Origin of the sequence: Nisaea sp. (assembly GCF_034670185.1) — a bacterium.
Taxonomy (GTDB): domain Bacteria; phylum Pseudomonadota; class Alphaproteobacteria; order Thalassobaculales; family Thalassobaculaceae; genus Nisaea.
In genome coordinates this window covers 1,133,014-1,155,191 of record NZ_JAXMNY010000001.1, presented here as the reverse complement: position 1 = coordinate 1,155,191, position 22,178 = coordinate 1,133,014, and the positions used below count along the sequence as shown (strand labels likewise).

The 22,178-nt window shown below is 59.2% G+C and carries 18 protein-coding genes and 3 tRNA genes; 11 read left to right on the top strand and 10 right to left on the bottom strand.

From position 1 onward, the window contains the following. Window positions 1–114 precede the first annotated feature (114 nt). The 3 genes from VOI22_RS05455 to recJ all read left to right on the top strand — a co-directional run bounded on the left by VOI22_RS05455 (window position 115) and on the right by recJ (window position 4,258). Complete coding sequence (locus tag VOI22_RS05455) at window positions 115–1,404, top strand: homoserine dehydrogenase (RefSeq protein ID WP_323795544.1); 1,290 nt, start codon at window positions 115–117, stop codon at window positions 1,402–1,404. Between the two features lie 99 nt (window positions 1,405–1,503). Continuing rightward, a complete protein-coding gene (gene glpX / locus VOI22_RS05450; protein WP_205620627.1) occupies window positions 1,504–2,478 on the top strand; it encodes a class II fructose-bisphosphatase in 975 nt (324 codons plus the stop codon). Window positions 2,479–2,482: 4 nt separating this feature from the next. Then, window positions 2,483–4,258 (top strand): single-stranded-DNA-specific exonuclease RecJ, encoded by a 1,776-nt coding sequence (gene recJ, locus VOI22_RS05445; RefSeq protein ID WP_323795543.1) that lies wholly within the window; start codon window positions 2,483–2,485, stop codon window positions 4,256–4,258. Window positions 4,259–4,312: 54 nt separating this feature from the next. On the opposite strand, the gene VOI22_RS05440 is transcribed toward recJ, so the two are convergent. Beyond that, window positions 4,313–5,371, bottom strand: coding sequence for a cyclase family protein (locus VOI22_RS05440; RefSeq protein ID WP_323795542.1), 1,059 nt, complete (start codon window positions 5,369–5,371; stop codon window positions 4,313–4,315). Window positions 5,372–5,554: 183 nt separating this feature from the next. Between VOI22_RS05440 and VOI22_RS05435 the strand changes: the two genes are divergently transcribed. The 5 genes from VOI22_RS05435 to ggt all read left to right on the top strand — a co-directional run bounded on the left by VOI22_RS05435 (window position 5,555) and on the right by ggt (window position 8,830). After that, window positions 5,555–5,630, top strand: a tRNA-Glu gene (locus tag VOI22_RS05435). 48 nt (window positions 5,631–5,678) lie between these two features. Then, window positions 5,679–5,754 (top strand) — tRNA-Glu (locus VOI22_RS05430). Window positions 5,755–5,925: 171 nt separating this feature from the next. Next, the gene (locus tag VOI22_RS05425; RefSeq protein ID WP_323795541.1) at window positions 5,926–6,903 is read left to right on the top strand and encodes a hypothetical protein; all 978 of its coding nucleotides are present in this window, start codon (window positions 5,926–5,928) and stop codon (window positions 6,901–6,903) included. A gap of 46 nt (window positions 6,904–6,949) precedes the next feature. After that, window positions 6,950–7,024: transfer RNA gene (locus VOI22_RS05420), tRNA-Glu, on the top strand. Window positions 7,025–7,087: 63 nt separating this feature from the next. Further along, the gene (ggt, locus tag VOI22_RS05415) at window positions 7,088–8,830 is read left to right on the top strand and encodes a gamma-glutamyltransferase (protein WP_323795540.1); all 1,743 of its coding nucleotides are present in this window, start codon (window positions 7,088–7,090) and stop codon (window positions 8,828–8,830) included. Window positions 8,831–8,834: 4 nt separating this feature from the next. Here ggt and VOI22_RS05410 read toward each other — a convergent pair whose 3' ends face one another. The 3 genes from VOI22_RS05410 to VOI22_RS05400 form a co-directional block, all read right to left on the bottom strand. Continuing rightward, window positions 8,835–9,341 (bottom strand): HPP family protein, encoded by a 507-nt coding sequence (locus VOI22_RS05410; RefSeq protein WP_323795539.1) that lies wholly within the window; start codon window positions 9,339–9,341, stop codon window positions 8,835–8,837. 4 nt (window positions 9,342–9,345) lie between these two features. Beyond that, a complete protein-coding gene (locus VOI22_RS05405; RefSeq protein WP_323795538.1) occupies window positions 9,346–9,957 on the bottom strand; it encodes a pyridoxamine 5'-phosphate oxidase family protein in 612 nt (203 codons plus the stop codon). Window positions 9,958–10,020: 63 nt separating this feature from the next. Further along, the gene (locus tag VOI22_RS05400) at window positions 10,021–10,569 is read right to left on the bottom strand and encodes a carboxymuconolactone decarboxylase family protein (RefSeq protein ID WP_323795537.1); all 549 of its coding nucleotides are present in this window, start codon (window positions 10,567–10,569) and stop codon (window positions 10,021–10,023) included. A gap of 135 nt (window positions 10,570–10,704) precedes the next feature. Between VOI22_RS05400 and VOI22_RS05395 the strand changes: the two genes are divergently transcribed. Beyond that, window positions 10,705–11,610: a LysR family transcriptional regulator gene (locus VOI22_RS05395; RefSeq protein ID WP_323795536.1), complete on the top strand. Its 906-nt coding sequence runs from the start codon at window positions 10,705–10,707 to the stop codon at window positions 11,608–11,610. Window positions 11,611–11,647: 37 nt separating this feature from the next. Next, the gene (locus tag VOI22_RS05390) at window positions 11,648–12,343 is read left to right on the top strand and encodes an HAD family hydrolase (RefSeq protein WP_323795535.1); all 696 of its coding nucleotides are present in this window, start codon (window positions 11,648–11,650) and stop codon (window positions 12,341–12,343) included. 122 nt (window positions 12,344–12,465) lie between these two features. Here VOI22_RS05390 and VOI22_RS05385 read toward each other — a convergent pair whose 3' ends face one another. The 6 genes from VOI22_RS05385 to VOI22_RS05360 all read right to left on the bottom strand — a co-directional run bounded on the left by VOI22_RS05385 (window position 12,466) and on the right by VOI22_RS05360 (window position 21,167). Then, on the bottom strand, window positions 12,466–16,050 hold the full coding sequence (locus VOI22_RS05385; RefSeq protein WP_323796286.1) for a PAS domain S-box protein: 3,585 nt from the start codon (window positions 16,048–16,050) through the stop codon (window positions 12,466–12,468). A gap of 97 nt (window positions 16,051–16,147) precedes the next feature. Further along, complete coding sequence (gene glmM / locus VOI22_RS05380; RefSeq protein ID WP_323795534.1) at window positions 16,148–17,515, bottom strand: phosphoglucosamine mutase; 1,368 nt, start codon at window positions 17,513–17,515, stop codon at window positions 16,148–16,150. Next, a complete protein-coding gene (locus tag VOI22_RS05375; RefSeq protein WP_323795533.1) occupies window positions 17,512–17,799 on the bottom strand; it encodes a PilZ domain-containing protein in 288 nt (95 codons plus the stop codon). The genes glmM and VOI22_RS05375 overlap by 4 nt, the downstream gene beginning before the upstream one ends. Before the next feature lie 93 nt (window positions 17,800–17,892). Further along, window positions 17,893–18,585, bottom strand: a complete 693-nt coding sequence (locus tag VOI22_RS05370) for a sugar transferase (RefSeq protein ID WP_323795532.1) — start codon at window positions 18,583–18,585, stop codon at window positions 17,893–17,895. 12 nt (window positions 18,586–18,597) lie between these two features. Further along, complete coding sequence (locus VOI22_RS05365) at window positions 18,598–19,986, bottom strand: lipopolysaccharide biosynthesis protein (protein ID WP_323795531.1); 1,389 nt, start codon at window positions 19,984–19,986, stop codon at window positions 18,598–18,600. Continuing rightward, complete coding sequence (locus tag VOI22_RS05360; RefSeq protein ID WP_323795530.1) at window positions 19,986–21,167, bottom strand: glycosyltransferase; 1,182 nt, start codon at window positions 21,165–21,167, stop codon at window positions 19,986–19,988. The genes VOI22_RS05365 and VOI22_RS05360 overlap by 1 nt, the downstream gene beginning before the upstream one ends. Window positions 21,168–21,239: 72 nt before the next feature. On the opposite strand from VOI22_RS05360, the gene VOI22_RS05355 reads away from it, so the two are divergent. Beyond that, entirely contained in the window at window positions 21,240–22,178 is a 939-nt protein-coding gene (locus VOI22_RS05355; RefSeq protein WP_323795529.1) for a glycosyltransferase family A protein, read from the top strand.

Below are 22,178 nucleotides of genomic sequence, written 5' to 3'. Positions count from 1 at the left end.
GGGTATGAAAGCGGGGCCTTGGTGGCTCCGCCGCCGGGCCGCACGTTAAATCTGCTGCGGCGGGATCCATAAATGGACGGATTCCGGCGCATGTCCGTTAGGGAGAATGCATCCATGCAGCCGTTCAGAGTAGCAATCGCCGGGCTGGGTACTGTCGGGGCGGAGACGGCGCGTATTTTGCTGACTGACACAGCGATGCTGAGCGCCCGTGCCGGGCGTGCCATCGAGTTGAAGGCCGTTTCGGCTCGGGACAGGAGCCGTGATCGCGGTGTCGATCTTGCCGGTGTTGACTGGGTTGACAACGCGGCAGCGTTGGCTAGCCGCGACGACGTCGATTGCGTGCTGGAACTCATCGGCGGCTCTGAAGGCGTGGCCTATGACCTCGTGCTGGGCGCTATAAAGTCGGGCAAGTCGGTCGTTACAGCGAATAAGGCTTTGGTCGCGCATCACGGATCCGAAATAGCCAAAGCATGCGAAGAGAAAGATGTTGGCCTCGGGTTCGAGGCTGCAGTTGCCGGCGGTATCCCGATCATCAAGTCGCTGCGTGAAGGGCTTGCTGGGAATCATATCAAGCGGATCTATGGAATTCTGAATGGCACCTGCAATTACATCATGAGTGTGATGCGCGAGACCGGCCGCCCGTTCGACGATGTGCTGGCCGATGCACAGCGGCTTGGATATGCCGAAGCCGACCCGTCCTTTGACGTGGACGGGGTAGATGCGGCGCACAAGCTCGCTATTCTTTCGGCCATCGCCTTTGGACACCATGTCGATTTCGAGAACGTCCATGTCGAGGGGGTCCGTCATGTCTCGCCACTGGACATCACGTTCGCCGAGGAACTCGGTTACCGCATCAAGCTGCTCGGGATTGCCGAGGAAACGGATTCAGGCGTGCAGCAGCGCGTCCACCCCTGCATGGTGAAGGCGGATACGCCTATCGGGCAGGTCGAGGATGTGTTTAATGCCGTGGTTGCGGAAGGCAGCGCCGTGGGCACAACGCTCTCCTACGGGCGCGGCGCCGGAGCAGGGCCAACTGCATCGGCGGTGATTGCCGACGTCATGGATCTCGCGGCTGGCCGTCGGGTGCCGGTATTCGGTCTTGATTCAAGCAAGCTTTCGGCGGCCCGGACAGCGCCGATCTCTTCATTAACGGGATGTTATTATCTGCGGCTGATGGTGATCGACCGGCCGGGTGTGCTCGCCGATGTAACGGCAATTTTCCGGGATCATGATGTCTCTATCGAGGCGATGATCCAGCGGGCGCGCAATCCGGAAGAAGCGGTGCCGCTGGTTCTGACTACGCATGAAACCTCGGAAACGGCGATCAAAGCATCGTTCGAGGAACTGGCGAGGCTGGATTGCGTGCTGGAAGAGCCGCGGCAGATCAGGATAGAAGACTTCTGACTTTCGGCTGCCACAGGCACCGGACAGGAATTAACAAAACCAAGATGACAAAAAAGGACGACAATTATGGCTGAGAGGGAAACGCAGGGCGCGCTGACCATGGACCGGAACCTTGCGCTCGAAGCTGTGCGGGTGACGGAAGCAGCGGCGCTCGCGGCGTCCCGCCTGATGGGGCGTGGCGACGAAAAGGAAGCCGATCAGGCTGCCGTCGACGCTATGCGGAGTGCCCTCAACAATCTTGAGATCGACGGCACCGTGGTAATCGGCGAAGGCGAACGCGACGAGGCGCCGATGCTTTATATCGGTGAGAAGGTCGGCAAGGGTGGCCCGAAGATTGATATCGCACTCGATCCGCTGGAAGGCACCACGATTACAGCCAAGGGCGGCCCGAACGCGCTTGCCGTCGTGGCAATGGCGAACGAGGGCGGATTCCTGAATGCGCCGGACGTTTATATGGACAAGATCGCCGTTGGCGCCGATCTGCCGGAAGGCGTGGTCGATCTTGACAACAGCGTTGCGGAAAATCTCGCCAATCTCGCCAAGGCGAAGAAGATGGCGATTGAGGATCTGGTGGTTTGTATCCTCGACCGCCCGCGGCACAGCGATCTGATTGCCAGGGTGCGCGATGCGGGTGCACGGATCATGCTGATCGACGACGGCGATGTTTCCGGTGTTATCGCGACGTCCCAGCCGACCAGCGGCGTTGATCTCTATATGGGCTCCGGCGGCGCCCCCGAGGGCGTTCTGGCCGCGGCAGCACTGCGTTGCATCGGCGGTCAGATGCAGAGCCGCCTGTTGTTCCGTAATGATGATGAGCGTGGCCGGGCGACCCGTCTCGGGATCACCGATTTCGATCGCAAGTATGGCCTGCTGGATCTGGCCAGCGGCGACGTGATGTTCGCGGCAACAGGCGTTACCACCGGCACAATGCTGCAGGGCGTGCGCAAATATCCGGGCGGGGCAATGACCCACTCGATCATCATGCGTTCCAAGACCGGCACCGTCCGGACTGTTGAAGCGCATCACGACTGGACCCGGAAATCCTCCGAAACCGGCTTCGACAAAGACCAGTAAACCCGTGCAGAGTTTCCTCGGGGTTGAGCGCTCCTTCACCGGCAAACGCTGGATCCCGAGGCATGGCACGAATCCGGAAACCGAACGTGTCGGGCTCGCTATCGCCCAGAGATTCGGTTTTCCGGAACTGGTCGGGCGGCTGATCGCCTCCCGCAATATAGGGCTGGATGAGGTCGAGAGCTTTCTCGATCCGACCCTGAAATCCCTGATGCCGGATCCGGGCATCTTGCAGGACATGGCGCCCTGCATCGAGCGGATCGCTAAAGCGGTGAGAGACGGCGAACGGATCGCGGTTTTCTCCGACTATGACGTTGATGGAGCGACCTCTGCCGCCATTCTGATCCGCTACCTGCGCTGGGTCGGTGTTGATCCGCTGCTCTACATCCCGGACAGGATAAGCGAAGGCTATGGGCCGAACGCGCCCGCGCTTTTGAAGCTGAAGGAGCAGGGTGCTTCCCTGATTATCACGCTCGATTGCGGCGTGACCGCCTACGATCCTCTGCAAGCAGCGGCAGATGCCGGTATCGAGATGATTGTCGTCGATCATCACATGGCGGAACCGGATCTGCCGAAAGCGCTCGCGATCGTCAATCCGAACCGGATGGATGAGGACGGATCGCTCGGCCATCTTGCGGCATGTGGTGTCACGTTCCTCGTCACAGTCGCACTGAACCGGGCTCTGCGCGAGGCTGGCTATTTCAATGGTCGGCAGGAGCCGAACCTGCTGCACCTTCTGGATCTGGTGGCGCTCGGCACGGTGTGCGACGTGGTGCCCTTGAAAGGCCTGAATCGTGCCTTCGTCATCCAGGGCCTCAAGGTCATGGCCAAGCGCGGCAACAAGGGCCTTGTGGCGCTCGCTGACGTTGCCGGTGTCGATGCACGTCCGGAGCCTTATCATCTGGGCTACGTCCTCGGCCCGCGTGTGAATGCGGGCGGGCGTGTCGGCAAAAGTGATCTGGGCGCACGTCTGCTTCTGACCGATTCTCCGGAAGAGGCCGTCGCACTGGCGGCTGAACTCGACAGCTTCAATACGGACCGGCGTGAGATCGAGGCGCAGGTGCTGGCGGAAGCCGAGGCACTTGCAGCGGAGCAACCTGATGATGCGCCGGCAATTGTTGTGGCTGCAAAGAACTGGCATCCCGGCGTCATCGGTATTGTCGCTGGACGCCTGAAAGAACGGTATGATCGTCCGGCTTGCGTGATCGCGCTGGATAACGGGATCGGCAAGGGTTCCGGACGCTCCGTTCCGGGCGTGTCTCTCGGCCCAGCTATCATCGCGGCCCATCAGGCGGGACTGCTGGTCGCGGGCGGGGGGCATGCCATGGCTGCTGGTTTCACAATCGAAGCAGACAAGCTGGATGCCTTCCGGGCCTTTATCGGGGAGCGTATTCACAGCGAGCTGGAAGGCGAACCTATAGTGCCGACGCTTTCGGTCGATTCGCCGCTTGCCATTGGGGGAGCGAGTAGGGATCTCGTCGACACCATCCAGAAAGTCGGCCCGTTCGGTGCCGGAAATTCAGAGCCGCGTTTCGTTCTGACCGATGTTCGCCTTGTTGATGTTCGTGAAGTCGGCACAGGCCATGTGCGTTGTGTCTTTACGGGCCCCGACGGCAAGCGTCTGAAAGGCATCGCTTTTCGCGCTCTGGAAGGTGATCTCGGACCGGCATTGCTTAAGAGCAGTGGACGCCCGATCCATGTCGCGGGCCACCTCCGGCCGGATGACTGGAATGGCCGCAACGATGTGCAGATCATGATCGACGACGCCGCAGACGTTTCCTGACAAACAAAAAGCGGTGCCCTGAAGCACCGCTTTTCTGATCGTAAGGTTGCGCCTCTACCGAATCGCAAGAGGAGCGCCCATTGAGCCCGTCGCACCCGCCACCGGAGTCGGCGTGTAGATGTAGGCGAACTGGTAGACGCCGTCGGCGGCCAGCTCCGAAAGCTTCATGTTTTCCTGATTAACGATACCGTGCCTGGTCTGCAGGAAGGTGTGAACGCAGAACACACAGGCCGGATCCGGGTTCGGAACCGCATCGACCGGCCAGGTGTCGGCACCGGTTACGCCGGCCTTGACGTCTTCGGCGACCCAGCGTGCGACTTCCATGCCGATTCCGGGGCAGCCATTGTTGTAGGTTGCGGCGTCGTCCCAGTACTTTTCCCACCCGGTGCGGAAGATAATCGCGTCTCCCTCGGTGAACTGGAAGCCTTCCATTCCCTGTTTCTTCAGAGCGGCCTGCACATCGGCCATGGTGATGACTTCACCCGCAGCCATTGCGTCAACACCACGAGCCGCAGCGATGTCCAGCAGGATGCCGCGGGCCACAATGGGATGCAATTTCTCTGTGCCGAGCTTTTTCAGCCCGTAAGGCGTGATCATCTCATCGGCGGTGAAGCCGTTGTACCAACGCATTTCGCCCTTGTTGCCGCCGGTTCCACTATTCACACCGATATGGCCGAGGCCGTCGAACTGCGTGCCGACCTGGCCGATCTCGGTCGCCAGGAACTCGTCATTCCACAGCACCTGATTGCCGCCGAAGGCCCCTCCGGTCGGCGCCCCAGGAATGCGGAGCGAGAATTTACGGGCGCCGAAAAGCGGCATGTCCGCTGTATACGGATGCCCGAGCTTGTAGGTTTTCCCGGTTTTGATCTGGGATAGGGCGCGCATCACGACTTCCGGTTTCAGATACCAGTTCGTTGAACCGGCTTCATCCCCAGCGCCCCACAGCGGATTCGGCCACCATTTCGAGCCGAGCGGCGTTTCCATCTTGTCACCGTCGACCCAGGGCTTGCCGGCACACCCTTTCCAGTTTTCCGGTGTGCACTCAGCATTGGCTGCACCCCCGAATCCGAGCGCCCCGGCGATTGCCATTACGGCGACTACATATTTTTTCATGAATTCCTCCCTGGTTTGCGGACGGCACGTTTAGGGGACAAAGAGGCCGTCCTTGCTCTTGGTGGTGATTATTCGCGACTTTTGAAAGAACATCAAAAGGGATTTAACGCGTGTGGCGCGAATGAAGATTCTGGGCTTGATTTCCCGATGTTGAACGAGTACACCAACGCCTCGCTCGACGATGACCCCTTCGTCTAGAGGCCTAGGACACTGCCCTTTCACGGCGGCAACACGGGTTCGAATCCCGTAGGGGTCACCACTTTCTCGGTGTGTCGAGCGGTTGGAGTGATTCGTGATCTCCATCGGCGACCCCTTCGTCTAGAGGCCTAGGACACTGCCCTTTCACGGCGGCAACACGGGTTCGAATCCCGTAGGGGTCACCACTTTCATCAGTATGCCGAGTGTATTGTTCACACCTTGCGCTCGCCGGCTCCTCCTTCGTCTAGAGACCTGGACCACCGGTCTTTCAGCTGGCAACATGGGTTCGAATCCCGTAGAGGTCGTCATCAAAGAGCTTGATCTTTGGTAAAGGGGTGACTCGTCACGATAGGGCGATGCGAACAGCGTTAATCACTTATTCCAAGGTCGCCAATAGAGGCGGAGAACCTTACTTTCTCACCGCGGGTAACAGATTGCGCTTGGTGCCGGCTTATAACGCTTTGTTGCGGGCAGGCTTTAATCCGGCGATTTTCGCTTCAGCCGACGAAGCCGATGTAATCAGCACGAAGCAATTTCAAAAGGCGGATCAGGTCGTATTCGGCAAGATGGTCAAGCCGATGTATTGGTTGTTAGAGAAGTGCCGGGACGATGGAAAACGGGTCATCTTCGATATTTGCGATGATCCGTGGGATTATCCTGAGCTGCATGAAATGATACCGTTGGCTGCGCAGGCTGATTTCTGCACGACAAGTTCAGACGGACTTGCAGCCAAGCTCAGATCACGGCTCGGTATCCCGATCAAAACCGTGAACGAGCCTCCGGATTGCACCTTTGGTAAGCCGGTTCTGGCACCGAATGACTCCCGGCTTCGGCTTCTCTGGTACGGTTCCAACACGAATGCAGCATCATTAGCGGGCATAGCCGATGCTCTTGCTCCTCTGACAGCGGACAGACGGATTGAACTGACCATACTGTCAGCTTTCAAATCGTCGTTCGATCAGGTTCTGGCCACAAGCACGGCAGACTTTGTTATCCGGTTCGAGGAATGGGTTCCCGATCTTCAGGATAAGATCCTGGCTGAAACCGATCTGGTGCTGATCCCTAAACGGAATGACGGTTGGAGTGAATTGAAGAGCGCCAACCGCTTGGTTACGGCCATTGCAGCCGGGCGGCTTGCCATTGCAGCGCCAATTCCGAGCTATCAGTCTCTTGCCGAATGGTCAGTTCTGACAAATGATTTTCTCGGCGGGATAAGGGATGTTCTGGCGCGGCCTGATTTCTATCTCGACAAACTGCATCAGGGGCAGGCATATACTCGCGACAAGTACGATTTGCCGGTGATTGAGGCGGAGTGGAAAGCTCTTCTGACGTGACCTGTATCCTGCTTGATCGCGTGTTTGACGCGAAAATTCTGGCTTCGGCCCCTTCGTCTAGCGGTTAGGACGCGGCCCTCTCACGGCTGAAACACGGGTTCGATTCCCGTAGGGGTCACCAAAATTTAATCTTCCCAAAATCCGCCCGCGTCACCACCTGTACATCCGACGGGGGGAGTGACTGATGACCATTTACAAGCATTTGATAGCTGCTGTCGGGCTTGGCCTGATCGGCGGCGCGGCATTCGCAGCCGACATTCAACCGGAAGGCCCAAGCGGGCTGACGGAGCAAACCGGTGCGACTGCCAAGCAGTTCATGGTAGCGGCCGCCAATCCGCATGCTGCCGAAGCCGGGTACGATATCCTCAAGGCAGGTGGCAACGCCATCGACGCGGCGGTTGCCGTGCAGATGGTGCTTAATCTCGTGGAGCCGCAATCCTCTGGTATCGGCGGTGGTGCGTTTCTCGTCTACTGGGACGCAGCTACAGGACAACTCACAACTTATGACGGACGGGAGACCGCACCGGCTCCGGCGGGATCTGACTACTTCCTGAAGTCTGACGGCAACCGGAAAGGGTTTTGGGAGGCTGTGAACGGCGCCGGCTCCGTCGGTGTGCCTGGTACGGTCGCACTACTCGATATGGCACATGAAGCGCATGGAAGCCTGCCGTGGCCTGATCTGTTCCAGCCGGCGATCCGGATGGCAAGGGACGGTTTCGAAATCTCACCACGGCTCGCCGGAGCCATTGCCCGGGCGGCAGAGCGCGGGTTGCCTGATCAGAAATCAGGCAGCGGCGACTATTTCTTCAATTCAGACGGCTCGCCGAAATCCTCTGGAGCCGTCCTGAGGAACCCGGCTTTTGCAGACAGTCTGGAGACGATAGCGACCGGCGGCGCGAAAGCTTTTTATGAAGGCGAGATCGCGGAAAGCATTTTGACCGCACTGGCGTCCACACCGGATAACCCCAGCCTCATGACAGCGGCTGATCTAGCGGGATACCGGGCGATTGAGCGGGCACCGGTCTGCGTTGCCTATCGGACATATGAAATCTGCGGCATGGGGCCGCCAAGTTCCGGTGCACTGACTGTCGGCCAGATATTGGGAATGCTTGCTCAATTCGACATGAGGTCCGTCGGCTATGGCCCTGTTGCAGCGCATCTTTTTGCCGAGGCGTCGCGGCTCGCTTACGCGGATCGGGCGCTCTACATGGCGGATGACGATTACGTGCCGGTTCCCGTACGCGGTTTGCTCGACCCGCACTATCTGAGAGCGCGGGCGGCACTGATCGATACCCGGCATGCCATGGAAAAAGCTGAGCCCGGCACTCCTCCTTTCGCCAGAAAGGGGGATCTCTTTCCCGATCAGCAGCCGGAGCGGGCCGGGACCAGTCATTTTGTCATTGTCGATGCTGCTGGAAACGCGGTCTCCATGACCACGACGATCGAGACCGGCTTTGGCAGCCGTCTGATGGCTGGTGGTTTCCTGCTGAACAACGAGCTGACCGATTTCTCTTTCCTCCCGGAGAAGGATGGCAAGCCGATCGCCAATCGCGTTGAAGGCGGCAAGCGCCCGCGCAGCTCCATGGCGCCGACGATTGTTCTGAAGGACGGGCGTCCCGTGATTCTTATCGGCTCACCCGGAGGCAGCCGGATCATTCCCTATGTGGCCTGGGCGCTGATCGGGATGATCGACTGGGGTATGGACCCGCAGCAGGCGGTCGATATGGGGCATGTCAGCAACCGGAACGGCCCGACGGATCTGGAAGAAGGAACGCCGGTTGCGTCGTGGCGTTCGGCGCTCGAAGCGAAAGGACACACGGTGAAGGTCCGGTCCATGAATTCCGGACTCCACGCCATCATGATCGGTGACGGCAAGCTCTCCGGCGCGGCCGATCCGCGGCGTGAAGGCGCGGTGAGGGGCGACTGAACAGTCACCAATAGACCGGATATTTCTTACCCGGGCGCAGATTGTTGAAAAGCAGCGCCGCGACGACGATCAAAAGAGCTCCGGACAGGACGGGTGTCAGCAGAAATGCCGGGCCCGGCTGAAGTACGAAGATCACGACCGGATCGGCCCCCGCCGGTGCGTGCCCTGTTCCAGTCCACATCATCGCGGAAATAGCCAGTCCGACAGCGAGTGCCATGCCGGGCCACTCCGGGCCGAAGATAGACAGAACCGCAAGACCGACGAGGCTGGACATCAGGTGACCAAATACAATATTGCGCGGCTGTGCGAGGGGGCTTTCCGGTAGAGCAAAGGCCAGAAAACAGGAGGCACCGAACGGTGCCATCATCAGCACGGCGTCCAGCATTTCCGAGAGGCCGGCGGCGAAACCGATGGCAAGCATGGCGCCAAGGCCACTGAGAAGCGCTGCGGTCGGTCTTGCCGGTTCAGGGCAGGCGCCACCGCCGGTCATTTTCCTAAGAAGGTTCGGCACAGAATCATCCCCCCAGTTCGGCCAGCCTGGTTTCCAGATAGCTCAACCGGTCACGCAGTGGCGCAACGGCTTTGTCAATGTCTGCTTCCGTGAAGCGGGGCGTGATGTGCTGCGGGCAGTTCCAGTCTGTTGCCTCAACGGTAAGAACGACTGCGCGTTCGACGCGCGCCCGGTAATCGGGAAGCTGCAGGCGCTCCAGCATGTCTGGCGCATCCTCGGCATGCCGGATTTCCGCCCGTGCCCAGAGCTTCAGCCGGCGCCTGTTTGCGTAATCCATCAGGATCATCGAGACCCTGTCGTTACCGTTCATGTTGCCGACGCTGAGATACTGCCGGTTCCCCCGGAAATCCGCGTAGCCGATGGTCTTCTCGTCGAGCACTTTGAGAAACCCCACAGGGCCGCCACGGAACTGGACATAGGGCCAGCCGGTCTCGGACACGGTTGCCTGGTAAAAGCCATCCCGGGCCTCGATGAAAGAGGTCTCGGTCTCGTTCAGCCCGATAAAGCTGTCTTCTCCGGACGATTGGAAGCGGCTCATCTGCGTCCGGCTGCCGTAGCGTTCCTGCGCGGCCTCAACATTGGGGGTAAAGCTGATTTCTGCGAACGGTCTGGGCATGGTCGCGGTCTCCTGTCTGATGGGCGAGGAGGGACGGCAGGCAGGCCGCCCCTCCGGTAGCGCTCAGGCGGCGCGGGCCGTCAGCGCGATCTTCGGGAAGTCGATATCGACCTCGGTCGATTTAGCGAGGATGTTGGTCAGCAGGTTCATGCCGACATGGACCACGATCTCGACGATTTCTGCATCCGAATAGCCGGCGTCCCGGACAGCACTGAACTCGGCCTCGGTCAGTGATCCCTTGTGCTCGCTCAAGGCCAGCGCGAAGGCAACGGCGGCCGCAGCCCGTTCATCGGTCGACCCGCCGGAGCGGTTTGCGGTCATGTCCGCATCCGTCAGGCCCGACTTGCGGCCAATGGCTGTATGGGCGGAGAGGCAATACTGGCAGCTGTTCCGGTCGGCGAGGGCAATGGCGATCCGTTCCCGGGTCTGTGCGTCGAGGGCTCCTGAGCCGGCGATTTCATGCAGGCCGAGGAAGGATGTCAGCGCTGTCGGCGACTGGGCGAGAACGGCGAGGAAATTGGGCACCATACCCAGCTTGCCTTTAATGGCATCGAGCAGGGCGCTCTGTTCATTGTTTGCGGTTTCCGTGGTGATTTTGGCAATACGGCTCATGTCAGATCCTTTCATCGCCGGCGGTTATGGATTGGGGAAGCAGTGATCTCCGGCGCCCAATTCAGATCGTCTATTCCGATAAAAGAATGAATGCGCATATAATGGAAAAAACTATTCCAATTTCCGGAATTAACGATGGATCGATTTCGCGAGTTACAGGTCTTTGTGAAAGTCGCTGAAACGGGCGGTTTTGCCGCTGCGGCGCGGCTACTTGCCATGTCGCCGCCTGCGGTCACGCGCGCGGTCTCCGCGCTTGAGGCGCGTCTGAATACCCGGCTCCTTGTCCGCACGACCCGGTCCGTTCGCCTGACCGAAAACGGCCGCAGGCTGCTGGCGGACGGGCGTTCAATCCTGAATGCGCTCGAGCAGGCTGAAGAATCGGTCGGAGGCTCCCCCCAGGCCCCAAGAGGACACATCCGGGTGACAGCGCCTGTCCTGTTCGGCTGTCACGTCGTTACACCCATACTCGGAGCGTTTCTCGACAAGTTCGGCGACGTCACGGCCGAAACCCTGTTCGTCGACCGGGTCGTGAATGTTGTAGAGGAGGGGCTGGATGTCGCCATCCGCATCGGGGAGCTACCGGACTCATCCCTGACGGCGATCCGCGTGGGATCGGTCTGCCGCGTGGTCGTAGGGGCTCCGGCTTATTTCGAAAAGCACGGATCACCGGAACATCCCTCCGATCTTGCCGACCATCGCCTTATCAACCCGCTTGCATTTGGCAGCCGGATCTCCTGGACCTTCATGCAGAACGGAAAGCCTTTCGTCTTCGAATCCGAAACGCGTCTGGCGCTCAATACGAACGATGCAATTCTTGAACTTCTGCGCGGCGGATGGGGGATTTCGCGGCTGCTGTCCTATCAGGTTGCAGCGGGTATCCGGGACGGTACGTTAAAGACGGTCCTTGATGCCTTCAGACCGGTCCCGGTTCCCGTACACGTGGTTCATCCGGAAGGTCGCATCGCCTCGGCAAAAGTGCGGGCGCTGGTGGATTTCATGGTGGAGAATCTGAGGCAGAATGAGATCCTGCAGATGGCCTGATGCTTCGGATGCCGATATTGGCCTAAATGGAGTAACCATGAAAGTGACTACACTCGGCTTCGATGCCGATGACACGCTCTGGGAGAACGAGCGCTTTTTCAAGCTGACGGAAGAGCGCTTCACCGAACTCCTCATCGATTTCGCTGAGCCCGACCATCTCCGCGAAAGACTTCTGGCTGCGGAGAGACGCAACCTCAAGGTCTACGGGTTCGGGATCAAGGGCTTTACCCTGTCGATGGTGGAAACCGCGATTGAAGTGACGGATGAACGCGTTCCGGCGCGCGTGATTGAGCAAATCCTGTCTGCCGGCAGGGAGATGCATGCGCATCCTGTCGAAACACTTCCTTTCGTGCGTGAAACCCTCGAACAGCTCGCGCCGGACTATCGCATGGTGCTGATCACCAAAGGCGACCTGTTTGATCAGGAGCGGAAACTGGCGGCGTCGGGGCTGGGGGAACTGTTCGATGCGATTGAGATCGTCAGCGACAAGACGGCCGATACCTACAGCCGGATTTTCTCAGAGGCCGGTCAAAGCCCGGAGAACGCAATGATGGTCGGTAACTCATTGAAGTCGGACATTGTTCCCGCAATCGCGGCCGGAAGCTGGGGGGTGCATATCCCGCATGACCTTACTTGGGCGCTGGAGCATGCGGACGAGCCAGCCAAAGCAAAACAGTTCAGGCGCCTGAAGAATGTCGGTGAGGTGCCCGCGCTGTTACGGGAAATCATGTAACTCAATCTCAGCGCTCGGCTAGAGCGCCCGGGCTCACAAGAAAAGTTTCATAATGTATATTATGGGAAATATATCTATTGCACATTCTGTTGGCAATGAGAGCAAGCCCCACCGACGAATATCTATGCTTTGACAAGTTCTTCCTGGAACAAACGAAGGCGGTCGCATGCGCCTTCAATCGAAGCAAGATAGGTTTCGCAGAGTACCGGGAGCTCCTCAACGCGGCCGGATGCGGCAGCTATCTCCATGTGGAGGCAAAGATTTGTCACTCCCTTCAAACCAAGATTGGCGACACTGCCCTTGATCCGGTGTGCCAGCCGGCCAACGTCGGTCCATTTCTCTTCCGCGAGCAACCCACGTAACTCTGCCTCGCTCTTGTGCAGTTCGCCCGCAAGAAGGTCCATGATTTCAATAGCGATCTCCGGGCTGGTATTACGCACGAGTTCATCAACCGTACTTGCGTCATAAGCTGACACCGGCACGGTGGCCGCGGCGCGCCCGTCCACTTGTGAATCCCTTTCCTCCGCTAATTCTGCCTCTTCCTGATCTTCGATGCCGCCCGGCGCTGCAAGAGCCGCCGCGCGGCCTCCAAGGTTTTCGGGAGACAGCCAGTAAGCAAGGCATTGTCCAAGCTCCGACCAATGCACCGGTTTGCCGAGATAGTCGTCGAAGTCTTCTGAAATGAGAGTTTCCCTATCACCCGACATCACATGTGCCGTGACCGCAACGACTGGAACACCGGCCTTCCCGCCCGCCATGCTCCGGATAGCCTTGACTGCTTCGGTCCCGGTCATACGAGGCATGTTCACGTCCATAAGGACCAGATCATAGTCGCGCACACGCACAGCTTCGACTGCTTCGTGTCCATCGCCGACGGTTTCCACGTTCAGGCCATAACGCTCGACCATGGCTTTCAGAATGAGCTGATTTGCAGGATTATCTTCGGCAAGAAGCACGTTACCCGAGAGGATTCCGATATCTTCCGGTCGCTCGTTGCCACGAACCAGTGGCCATTGCCGTGCCTGCACAGCCTCTGCGGAGGCCTGTTTCAGCGGCAATTCGACCCAGAACAGACTACCGCCGCCGGACGTGCTTTCAACACCGATATCGCCGTCCATGATGTCGACCAGGCGCCGGCATATTGCCAGACCGAGGCCGGTGCCGCCATCACGCCCGGTCGACCAGAATTCGTCAAACAGGTTCTTCTGCTCGCTTTCCGGAACGCCTTTACCGGTATCCAAAATCTCAAACCTCAGAACGACGGATGGCTCCGCAATGGCTATTTTTCGGCAGCGAACAGTGACACTGCCTTTATCTGTAAATTTTACTGCGTTGCCGGCTAGGTTGAAGAGAATCTGCTTCAGGCGATCCGGATCGGCGATCACTGCGGTCGGTAGATCCGGATCGAACTCCTCAGCCAGGGCCAGCCCTTTTTCCTCAGCCTTGGGACGGAGAACAGCGAGCACATCCCCGACAATCCGCGTCAGATCAATGGGAACCGGGTCCAGTTCCAGCCTCTCCGCCTCCATCTTGGAGAAATCCAGGATGTCATTGATCAGGCTGAGCAGGCTTTCGGCAGCGCGCCGTCCGGTGGCGACGAACTGCTGGTTCTGCTTGTCTAGGGTCGCCTCGGATAGCAGACTCAAGGCGCCGATTACCCCGTTCAGCGGCGTCCGGATCTCGTGACTCATGGTGGCAAGAAACCGGGATTTTGTCTCGTTGGCGACTTCCGCCTGCAGCCTTGAATCATCCAGCGCCTGCTGCTTCTCCTTCAACTCGGTGATATCGACACGGAAGCCAACGCAACCGCCATTGGGGGTCCGGCGCTCGACGATGCGAAGCCAGCGCCCATCTTCCAGTCTTTGCTCCACAGGCTCCGACGGGTTGTTGTGGGCTGCCAGCCGCTCCGCGAGCCATTCATCCTCACGCCCTACCGCATCTGGGTATTGCCCGTTTTCCAGCCCAAACCGGAGAACGTCCTCAAATCTGTTACCTGTCTCAATCATCGGTGCCGAGGCAGCGTACAGTTCCTTGTAGCGGGCGTTGAAGAGTGAAATCCGGTCGTCCGCATCGAAAATAACGAAGGCGTCGGGCAAGCTATCGAGGGCTTCGGTCAGCTGGCGCTGGACGATCTCGGCCTGCCTGCGTGCCTGCCTGAGTTCCTCTTCCCTCTCCTTGGTTTCGGTAATGTCCCGCTCGATGGCGATGAACCGGACTACGGTCCCTGCACTGTCATGGACCGGCTGAACGTCGATCGAGACCCAATAGGGAGTTCCGTTCTTGGAGTAATTGACCAGTTCCTCACTGAAGCCGCGGGCCTCGCTCAAAGCCGCGCTAATACGCTCCACCGCCCGTGGGTCGGTTTTGTCACCCTGCAGGAGCATCCCCGGCTTCTTTCCGATGATTTCTTTGGGTGCATATCCACTTATTCTTTCGAACGCTTCGTTCACCCATTCGGTGATGCCATTCCGATCCGTGATTATCACCGCGTTGTCGGTGCGGGACGCAACCAGTGAAAGCATTCTCTCGGTTTCTTCCGACTTTCGGCGCTCACCGATGTCCCGCAGGATCGCCGTGAAGATCTTCCTGCCGCCAACAGCAACACGGCCGATGGACAGATCCAGCGGGAAAACAGTGCCATCTGCTCTGCGGCCTTCAACTTCCCGACCAACGCCTATGATCCGGCTTTCGCCGGTTTCCAGATGATTTCGAATATATCCGTCATGCCTGGAAGCATAGGATTCCGGCATCAAAACCTTAACGTTGCGGCCAATCAGCTCACCGCGCGGATATCCGAATATCTGTTCGGTCGCGCCATTGACGGATTCTATGATCCCGTCCGCATCGATCGTGATGACTGCGTCCGCGGCATTTTCAAGCACGGCGTTCAAGCGCGCCATGCCTTCTTCGAGCTTCAATGCCGTTTCGGCGAGCTCCACGTTCTTCCCGCGCTCAAGATCGGCCATTCGGCCGAGTGCGATCACTGCCTGACGATCACGGTAGAGGAGAAAACAGACAAAACCGCTTAAGCCGAGCAAACCGGTGACGACCAGAAAGAGAATGTTGGCAAAGCTCTCGTCGGTCTCTCCAGAGCTGCCGCTTGCGGCGTCGACAGGGATGACCACCTCCTGTACGCCGCGAACGGCACCGACCGTCCAGTCTTTCTTTGGACTCTCGGGGTGCGAATTGTGGCAGTCGACACAGGACTGAGCCATCAGAACCGGGGTGAAATACCGGATAACATCGCGTCCATCGATACGAGATTGAACCGCGACGCTCTTGACTTCATGCTCTTCAAGCCGATCAAGCGCCTGACCCTCAACGTCATCCAATGCCCGGTCTTCCCGGCCCGGAAAAGGATGGCGGCTGAAGAGAGTATAATTCAACTGGGCTCCGCGTTCGCGCAGGAACCTGCTGAAGTCCATGGCCATGGTGAAAGGTAAAAGCGCTTTTCCGCCTTCGGCATCCGGACCGTGCGCAATATCACTCCCAGCCTCAATCGCGCGCGGCAGAACCCGTTCAGAGTAATAAGAGCGAAAAGCGGAAATTCCCTGCGTGAGGTTCTCCGCAGTCCGCAAAGCCCCCATTTCCCGTTCCGATTGCTCGTGACGGTCGATCAATATGTAAAGCGCTATGCCAAAAACGGCAGTGAACAGAATGAAGCTGGCAATAACCAGTACCAGTGGCACCGAGCGCTTGGATTCCACGTTCAAGTTCTGACTTCCCCCGTCAAACCCGAGCCCGTCCAAAAGCCATCCTAGCGATGAGCGGACAGCTTTTGAACAGATTCAACCCAGCGCTTTCTCACGCCGCTTTACTGGTGACACGATCTTCGGAGGCAATCACATCCGTCAACGTTTCCATAAGGCTTTCGACAAGAGCGGGGGCCTCGCCTTCGACCATGACCCGGACAACAGGCTCGGTGCCTGACGGCCTCACAAGAACGCGCCCCTTGCCGGAAATCGCGCGTTCGGCTTCCGCCACCGCAGTCCTCACGGCTTCACTCTGGACAATGGATCTGTCCCGGCACTGAACGGCAACAAGATGTTGCGGTACCGGTTCAAACAAACGGAGAACTTCGCTCGCTGGCCGGCCGGTTTCGATCACCGCCGCTATTGCCTGCAAACCGGCAATGAGCCCGTCTCCGGTTGTTGCGATATCGCCGCAAAGCACGTGGCCGGATTGCTCACCCCCCAGGTTGAGCCCCTTTGCCAACATACATTCGGCGACATGCCGGTCCCCGACCTGCGTACGATGAAGTTTCAGACCTTGCTCGCCGAGCCAGCGCTCAAGCCCGAAATTGGACATGACAGTTGCCGCGATGCCATTTCCGGTAAGTCGGTCGGCGGCCGACCAGCGCCGGGCAATACAGGCAAGGAGCTGGTCTCCGTCCGCAACACATCCCATTTCGTCGACGAGCATGACGCGATCGGCATCTCCATCGAGTGCCAGCCCGATATCCGCCCTATATGTGCTCACCGCTTCGGAGAGCGCCTGGGGTTCGACGGCGCCGCAGGTGTCATTGATATTCCTGCCGTTCGGACTGACATTGATTGCAATAACGTCGGCACCGAGTTCATAGAGAACGCTCTCGGCAACTTTGTAGGCTGCACCGTTGGCGGCATCCACGACGATCCTCATGCCGCGCAGGCTGAGCTCGCGAGGAAAGCTGGCCTTGACGAATTCGGCATAGCGACCGATCGCGTCTTCGACCCGCCGGGCCCGCCCGACGCGCCCGGCATCCGCGAGCGTGATCTGGTCTGGCGACGCGACAAGTGCGGCAATCCGTTGCTCAACATCTCCGTTGACCTTGCGTCCGTCAGGACCGAACAGCTTGATACCGTTATCGTCGAATGGATTGTGCGATGCCGAGATCATCACTCCGAGGTCGGCCCGCATGGAGCGGGTTACCATCGCCACACCGGGGGTCGGCAGCGGTCCCGTCAGCACGATATCCATCCCGACCGATGCGAAACCGGCGGCCAGGGCATTTTCGATCATGTAGCAGGACAGTCGCGTATCCTTGCCTATAACGACAGAGTGGCGCTCGCCCGGTGAAGGGGGATGTAGGCTGCCGGCAGCCTGAGCGATACGGACAACAACATCGGGGCGGAGGTTTCCGGCATTTGCCTTGCCGCGCACTCCATCTGTTCCAAAGAGCGTATCAGTCATCTTGACCTCTTGTTCCGCGCGCTGCTGGCGCGCTTTTCCATCGGGTGGCGCGCGAAGATCGCGCGTTCCATTAGATCGAAGGCGAGTTGCGGCATTTCGGTGAACGCGAAGCCGGTTCCTTCCGATGTGATCCGCACAACGCGCGCAAAAATGTAAGCGAATGGAGATTCCGTAATCGGATCGAGGGACAACCGTGTGAGCACCCTGTCGCCGATCTCCAGATCAGGAATCCTTTCGGCAAGCAGAAACCCTCCAAGGCTCCAGTTCGCCGCGAGAAAGGGCACGCGATCTATATCTATCCAGAGAGGGCGACAGGTCCGCCCGTTTGTCCGCTTAAAGGAAGATGTGCGATGTCTGGCCATTGTTCTCTCCCCTCCCTACTGACCACGCCCGAACGCCATGACCATCACGGTCCGGCAAACGACCTTGGCTTCCATGGCGAGCCAGGAAAACGGCGACCGCATGGCCAGCGCATAGCTGAAATCGTAAAGAATCTTGGACCTGACATCGTCGAGGGTCTCGTCGTAACCCTGATTGACTTGCGCCCATCCGGTAATGCCCGGACGCAATCCCCAGGTACGCTCGATATAGAACGGGATTTCCTGCTCCAGCTTACGGCAGAAGCTCGGCCGCTCCGGTCGAGGCCCCACAAGCGACATCTCGCCGCGCAGGACATTGATCAGCTGCGGCAACTCATCAAGCCGGGTCTTGCGCAGAAACTTGCCAACCCGGGTGATCCTGTTGTCATTCTTCGAGGCCCAGACAGCGCCTGAGCGACTCTCCGCATCGGTCCTCATGGAACGGAACTTGTTCATCTGGAACAACTCGGAGAACGTGTCTGTCGTGCGTCCCACGCGAAGCTGCTGGAACAGTACCGGCCCAGGGCTTTCAATTCGGATAGCAAGGGCGATGAGGGGAAACAGCGGCAGGGTTGCTATCAGCAAACTGCCTGCCCCAACCACGTCAACCGTGCGCTTTGCGACCACGACAACCGGGTGAACAAACGGCTGCTGCTCAACATGGTCCTGGCTTGCGAGCGGTTCATAGGTATTGGTGATTTCAATCGACATGGGTATCACTCCTTAGGCCGGATTGCCGCCCCGGTCAGGGGCTCTCAGTAGTCCAAGAGCAAATGCCGCGCCAAGTGATGCCAAAGGAATAAATATATAAAACTCAGATAGTTGATAAACCCCCATCCCGACAAACAATACCATTGTTGCAGATGCCAACATCGCAGAACGCAACAGGTGATGCGGAATGCGAACACGCCGCTGACTGAAAGCAAAGAAGAGGGTCAGGCGGACTGACTGCGCAACCAGGGTTGCCATGATCGTCCCCATGACACCGAAGGCCGGAATCAGAACCATGTATCCCGTGACGGCGACGACAGCGGCAAAGCCGTTGAGACACATCGGCAGAACCGTGGTCTTCCCTGCATAACAGCCCACATTGACCAAATTGGAGGTGGCATGAAGCAGCGCAATCAGCGCCAGCCAAGGGACCAGAACGGCCGCTTCATGATAAGCGACCGGTGTCATCCAGGTGATCACATACGGCCCCAGAGCGGCGACACCGCCGACGACCATAACGCTGTAGACAAAGCCAATGCCGACGATGTCAGCGCTGTGGCGCCGTCCCTCCTCTGTCTCAAGCAGACTGAAGCGACGGGGGAACCACCACATCTCAAACGGCTGCATCGCAAGCGCTGCGATCAGCCCGAATTTCGCAGCCAGGCCGTAGAAGGCGAGATCCTCTACGGAAACATGTGCCGCAAGCACCCAGCGATCGAAGCTTCCCAGACAAAAACCGGCCATTCCGCTGGCAACCAGCGGCACGCCATATCCCAGCGCCAGCTTCGCGAGCTTCCGTTTGATACCGATCCCTGCTTCGCGGAACTGCAGGCTGACCAGGATCACAGTCACAATGCCATCGGCGATCAGGCCACCGGCCAGCACTGCTGTAACACCGCCATCCGCGATCAGGAAAATCGCTACCAGCCCAGCCTGAACCGCAGCCTTCCCGACTGATACAGCCGCGAACAAGGCCGGCCGGTCCCTGTACCGGAGATAAGCCAGCGGCACCTGAATTGCGGCCGTTAGGGCAAGCGAAGCGAAAAGAATGCGCAGGTCTAGAAGCGCAACTGGGACCGGCGTCATACCGGCCATTGTGGGAGCCGCGAGTTGCCCCGCGATCCCGAGCAACAACCCAATCGTCAGCGAGAAGCCGAGCAGGGTCGACGCCATGCCCTCCTCGCGGCCAAACCGAAAGAGTACATCCGCAAGCCCTAGTCCGAAGACGATCCCGGCAACGTCGGCGACGGATGCGAGAAGCTCGACCACACCATATTCGGCGGGACTGAGATGTCCCGTCACCAGCGGCAGCATCAAGAACGAAACGCCTTTACCGAAAACAAGGGCGACCGCATAGAACGCGGCGCTCCGGACACCAGGGTTGCGGATCAACGATTTCATCAGGCCGCCCGCCCCAGACTCGAGACAACAGCCGTCAGGAATTCCGCCTGACGGCGGGTCGTGAAGTTCGTGATGACCCTGTGCCTTCCGGCCTGCCCAAGACGACACCGCTCTTCTGGCGACCAGGAGACGGCGGTCCGGATGGCCGCCGTAAGGGCATCAAGATCACGCGGCGGCACGAGAATGCCGCAACTCTCATTAACGATTTCCTTGAGCCCCATGAATGTCGAAGCAATGACCGGCACTTCCATTGCCATTGCTTCCTTTGTGACGAGCGGACCGGTGTCGCGGCCTCCGTCCTCGCCCTCGAAGAATGGCGCAAGTAAGGCCGTGTATCGCCCGAGATTGGCTGTCAGCCATTCGGCGGGACGCGATCCGAGAAAGGTCACGCTGGCCGATAACCCGAGGACAGCGGTCTGTTCTTCCAATTCGGCGCGCATGACCCCGTCGCCAACGATATCGAAGACTGGACGCTCGGACGGAGCGAGACGCGCCAGGGCACTCAACACATCCTGCACGCCCTTGCGCTCGATCAGGCGCCCCACGTAAATTAGTCTCGGTTCACTGGCATCCCTATCGCCTTCCGGTCGTTTAAACCGGTCCGCCTCGATACCGCATGCAATCGAGGCAACGATGGCGTTGCTTTCCAGGTTAAGGAAATGCGTGCGTGTGTCCTCGCAGGTCGCGACCGCGAAATCGGCATGCCGCAGCTTTGCATTCAGATCTGCCGGGGTCCCGAAGACATCCGTTCCGTGTCCTACAAAGGAAACCGAAATACCGGCGAGACGTCCTGCCGCGATGGCATGTCCGGCGGCACCCCAGGCGAAATGCGCATGAATGTGTTCGCAGTTCCGGCCATGCAGAACGGACGCGATCTTGGCCGCGTTGAAGAGAAGCGAACGGCTGGGCAGGCCGCGCTGCTCCGAAATGAAATCCCAGGACCGACCGATCCGGGTGCCTGAACGTATCAGTTCCAGCCCAGCTCCGAGCGAACCTATCTCATCCAGGTAAACCGTTTGCGCCGCCAGCGCTTCGTCCGCGGGCTGGATTTTCCCCTGCGGACGCCGCATGGCGATGATCTCGACCGGATGGCCGAGTGCCGCGACGGCCCGGATCTCATTTCCGACAAAGGTTTCAGAGAGAACAGGGAACTCGTCGATCAGAAATGCGATGCGCTTCATTCGGAAAACTCCTTGGCACGGTAGCTGCTGCTTACCCGGCAAGTCGCAACAAGAATGCCAAGGACGAAAACCATGTCTCACGGAACCGAAACACCGCTCGTTACAATCGTCACGCCGGCCCGCAATGCCGCAGAAGACCTGCCCGGAGCGCTGGAAAGCGTCCGTTCGCAAGGCATCGAAAAGTTTCAGCATATTGTCGTGAACGACGGTTCGACCGACGCGACGGACGCGGTTTTAACCGATGCAAGCCGCAACGATTGTCGCATTCTGCAATTGCGCAGTGACGGAATTGGGCCGGCGGCGGCGCGCAATCTTGCGATCGAACACGCCGAAGCGCCCCTCGTAGCCTTTCTGGATGCGGATGACCGTTGGCGTCCGGGCAAACTGGCGCGGCAGGTGGCCTTCCACGAGGCCCATAGCGATGTGCTGCTCAGCTTTACCGACTATGAGCATTTCACACCCGTGGGACAGTCCCTCGGCCTCGCCTTCCCGTTCTGGCCTGCCTACAAGGCACTCGCCTGCACCGGTGCGGATTTCGGCCGGATAGAAAACCCCGCCCCGCTGATCTTTGCCGAGAACGCCGTCGGCACCTCGACTGTCGTGATCCGCAAGGATGCCTTTGAAGCGAGCGGCGGGTTCGACCCGGATCTCCGGTCCGCCTCGGACTGGGAGTTGTGGCTGCGCCTCGCGCTACGCGGCCCCGCCGCCTACTCGACCGAACCGGCCATGGACTATCTTGTCATGCCCGGCTCGGTCACCAGCAACCGGGAACTCCGTATTTCCTGCATGAACAGCATCGTCGAGACCTACGAGCCATTGATCGGACCAATGGACAGGCAGGCAGTTCGCGTTGCAAAGGCCCGGATCGACATTGCACGAGCCGAGATGGCCCGCGAAACCGGCAATCATTCTCAGGCTCTGTGCTTCCACCTCCGCGCCTTACGCGTCTATCCGACCCGACGCACTGCACGTTCGGCCATTGCCGACATGCGCAATCTGCTGGTGGCCTGA

What these genes read in the sequence shown, in the direction of transcription:
- VOI22_RS05455 (WP_323795544.1), top strand. Translation starts at nt 115, where the DNA reads ATGCAGCCGTTCAGAGTAGCAATCGCCGGGCTGGGTACTGTCGGGGCG.
- glpX (WP_205620627.1), top strand. Translation starts at nt 1,504, where the DNA reads ATGGACCGGAACCTTGCGCTCGAAGCTGTGCGGGTGACGGAAGCAGCG.
- VOI22_RS05440 (WP_323795542.1), bottom strand. Translation starts at nt 5,371, where the DNA reads ATGAAAAAATATGTAGTCGCCGTAATGGCAATCGCCGGGGCGCTCGGA.
- VOI22_RS05425 (WP_323795541.1), top strand. Translation starts at nt 5,926, where the DNA reads ATGCGAACAGCGTTAATCACTTATTCCAAGGTCGCCAATAGAGGCGGA.
- ggt (WP_323795540.1), top strand. Translation starts at nt 7,088, where the DNA reads ATGACCATTTACAAGCATTTGATAGCTGCTGTCGGGCTTGGCCTGATC.
- VOI22_RS05405 (WP_323795538.1), bottom strand. Translation starts at nt 9,957, where the DNA reads ATGCCCAGACCGTTCGCAGAAATCAGCTTTACCCCCAATGTTGAGGCC.
- VOI22_RS05400 (WP_323795537.1), bottom strand. Translation starts at nt 10,569, where the DNA reads ATGAGCCGTATTGCCAAAATCACCACGGAAACCGCAAACAATGAACAG.
- VOI22_RS05395 (WP_323795536.1), top strand. Translation starts at nt 10,705, where the DNA reads ATGGATCGATTTCGCGAGTTACAGGTCTTTGTGAAAGTCGCTGAAACG.
- VOI22_RS05390 (WP_323795535.1), top strand. Translation starts at nt 11,648, where the DNA reads ATGAAAGTGACTACACTCGGCTTCGATGCCGATGACACGCTCTGGGAG.
- glmM (WP_323795534.1), bottom strand. Translation starts at nt 17,515, where the DNA reads ATGACTGATACGCTCTTTGGAACAGATGGAGTGCGCGGCAAGGCAAAT.
- VOI22_RS05370 (WP_323795532.1), bottom strand. Translation starts at nt 18,585, where the DNA reads ATGTCGATTGAAATCACCAATACCTATGAACCGCTCGCAAGCCAGGAC.
- VOI22_RS05365 (WP_323795531.1), bottom strand. Translation starts at nt 19,986, where the DNA reads ATGAAATCGTTGATCCGCAACCCTGGTGTCCGGAGCGCCGCGTTCTAT.
- VOI22_RS05360 (WP_323795530.1), bottom strand. Translation starts at nt 21,167, where the DNA reads ATGAAGCGCATCGCATTTCTGATCGACGAGTTCCCTGTTCTCTCTGAA.
- VOI22_RS05355 (WP_323795529.1), top strand. Translation starts at nt 21,240, where the DNA reads ATGTCTCACGGAACCGAAACACCGCTCGTTACAATCGTCACGCCGGCC.